Below are 2,131 nucleotides of genomic sequence, written 5' to 3'. Positions count from 1 at the left end.
AAACAGAAAAAATGATTAGTAATATACAAAGTAGGATTTAAGATTGCGAGCTAAATGATTAAGTTCCAATTATTAATATCACAATTTGAGGAGATATTCTTGAAATGAACGAGCAAAAAATTGCTTTTATATATTGTTATAACGATGAAAGAATGTTAAATGAATCAATACTTTATATTCAATCCTTGAATATTCCACCAGGCTTTGAAATAGAGATAATTCCAATTGAAGATGCATCTAGCATTACAGCGGGATACAACTTTGCAATGTCACAAACGGATGCGAAATATAAAGTATTCCTTCACCAAGATGTATTCATAATAAATAAGAACTTTATTAATGCCATTCTTGAAGTTTTTCGACAAGAAGAAAGCATTGGCCTTATAGGAATGGTAGGTGATAAGTCACTGCCAACTAATTTTAATTTGTGGCAAGAAAAGCAAAAGTTCGGGAAAGTGTATGAAAGTCATTTCGGTAATTTGGAAATGTTGGTTTGTGATGAAGTTGGAAGTCATTATGAAGAAGTACAAGCTATTGAAGGTTTTTTAATGGTGACTCAGTATGACATTCCATGGAGAGAAGACCTTTTTGATGAATGGTGTTTTTATAATAACTCTCAAAGTTTAGAATTTATTAGAAAAGGTTTTAAAGTAGCAGTACCTTTTCAAGCCACGCCATGGTGTATCCATGATTGTCAAAATGATCAAAAGAACGAGGAATATGATAAATACAAATCAATATTTATTGATGAGTATACAGACGTTTTTGAAAAGATATTATCAAAGACACCAACATTAGATCTATTTGATTTTGACAAAGTTAGAGCTAAACAAATAATAGATTCAAATAAAGTACAATTTATGGGCTTTTTAAATAATGCTAATAATAGTTTAAATGACAGGAATTACGAACAAGCGTCAAGGTGGATTTATGAAGCGGCAAAATTTGCATCGGAAAATCATCCTGGACTATATACATCCAATGAAAGTGAACGTATTTTAATAGAATGTGCAAAGAACTTACCGGACGCCGCTGCACTAGAAAATCTAAATATCACTAGAAATAATCAACAGAAAAAGAGAAGGGTATTACATATTATAAGTGAGGGATACGTAACAGGTGGACATACTAGACTGGTGAAAAACTGGGTAGCAAAAGATAAAGATTCTGTTCATTCACTTATTACAACATGGCAATTGCAAACATCGCCAGAGTGGCTTCTTAATGAAATCAAACATAGCGGCGGATGGATATATTCATTGGAAGAAAAAGATAAATTTATTGAACGTGCTTCAGAGCTAAGGAAGATTGCTTATGAATGGGCTGATATAGTTGTACTTCATGTGCACATGTTTGATCCAATACCAATAATGGCCTTTGGTGTAGAAGGTGGTCCGCCAGTTTTATTTATGAATCATGGTGATCATGTTTTTTGGATTGGAAAGACAATAATTGATTATTTGATAAACTTCAGGGCATCAGGTTTGGAGTTGTCGTTAAATAGAAGAGGAATATCAAATAATGCTATTCTTCCGATACCTTTGACATTGCCAACTCTTCAAAGCAAAGATAAAAGTAAAATTAGAGAAACTTTAGGAATTTCAGAGGAGAAAATTGTACTACTAACAATTGCTACTCCTTATAAATTTAATTCTTTCGGCGAGATTCATTATATTGATATTATTAAAAGAATGCTTAATATTCATGAAGATGTTATTGCAATTGTAATTGGACCTAATAATGCTAGAGAGTGGGAGAGAGCATATAAAGAGACAAATGGCCGAATTTTACCTTTAGGGATGAGGCAAGATATAGAAGAATTCTATTGTATTTCTGATATATATGTTGATTCATATATGTTCGGTTCCGTAACATCAGCATTGGACGGCGGATTAACAGGATTGCCTATAGTGGCATTAGAAAATAAACATAATAAGACACTTTCATTTAATGACATATCTTATAGTTATTTTAATAAAGAATTTCATAAGATCGAAGATTACTTATACTATGTAAATAAGTTAATAATAAATAAGGAATTTAGAGAATGTGAAGGGAGACAATTGTCTCATAAAATAAAGGAAGACCATATCGATAATTGGACAAAAAAATTAAATGAAATATATAGTGA

The 2,131-nt window shown here is 31.4% G+C and carries 1 protein-coding gene; it reads left to right on the top strand.

Annotated elements, in window-relative coordinates; all coding sequences use genetic code 11:
- Nucleotides 1-104: 104 nt before the first annotated feature.
- The coding region (locus V7164_RS25210; protein ID WP_335355593.1) for a glycosyltransferase at nt 105-2,131 on the top strand (2,027 nt) is incomplete at its 3' end.

The organism is Bacillus sp. JJ1474, from assembly GCF_036965225.1.
GTDB lineage: Bacteria > Bacillota > Bacilli > Bacillales > Cytobacillaceae > Cytobacillus.
Note: the sequence above shows the minus strand (reverse complement) of the source record. Positions and strands in the feature narration are given on the sequence as shown.